We start from the raw sequence: 789 nt of genomic DNA on the forward strand, positions 1-789 counted from the left end.
TCGTCGGAAAATGCTCTAGGCCTTGTTCCACCAGCCCTTCTCGGCCTGGAGCCCGTGCTGGCCGCGATAGGGGGCCACCTCCGGGCTCCGCCAGCCCTCGGTCAGGTCCGGTGCGAGCCGGTAGACCTCGACGGCGAGCGGCCGGCACACGTCGATCGGGTCGCGGGCGTCCGGCCCCCAGAGCGGCACCGAGAGGTCGCCGCCTGGGCAGGTCGAGAGGGCGCAGAGCAGGTCGATCTCGGCGAAGAATTCGAGGTAGTCGCCGGCTTTGGCCGGGCAGTCGCGCATGAAGTACAGGTCGTCGTGGTTGAGGCCGGTGACCTGAAACACGTTGAGCACGTCGTGGACGTCGAACTCGGTCAGGCCGAACGGCATCACCGCGCGGGTGAGGTTCGAGTGGCAGTGGAAGTGGAAGTCCTGGCCGGTGAGCAGCTTGTTGACGTAGGGGTCGCAGCGGGTGCCGAGCAGGTCGTGGACCCGGCCGCCATATTCGTCGGTGCCGTAATGCGCCAGCGTATCGGCCGTGATGGTGACGAGCGGGCGCAGGAACGGCAGGGTCGACCACAGCCGGTCGAAGGTCGTGACGTGGGCGCCCTGAAGCTGGCGGGTGCGCGCCGCCCATAGCCGCTCGCGCGGGTCGTGCCGGTTCCAGATGTTGAGGTCGCCGACCTGCGGCCCCTCCGGCGCGACGATCCGGAAGACGTGGCCCGCCGGAACGCTCCAGGCCCGCCCGGTACGGATCGGGACGGTGAAAGCATCGACCAGGGTCCGCCCGCCGGTCTCGGCGGC

General features: G+C 69.7%; 1 protein-coding gene. It reads right to left on the bottom strand.

Features of this window, described 5'->3' with window-relative positions:
• Window positions 1–15: 15 nt before the first annotated feature.
• A partial coding sequence (locus QR78_RS28980; protein ID WP_048431085.1) for an urea carboxylase-associated family protein occupies window positions 16–789 on the bottom strand: 774 nt, incomplete at its 5' end.

It is taken from the genome of Methylobacterium indicum (genome assembly GCF_001043895.1).
Classification (GTDB): Bacteria; Pseudomonadota; Alphaproteobacteria; order Rhizobiales; family Beijerinckiaceae; genus Methylobacterium; species Methylobacterium indicum.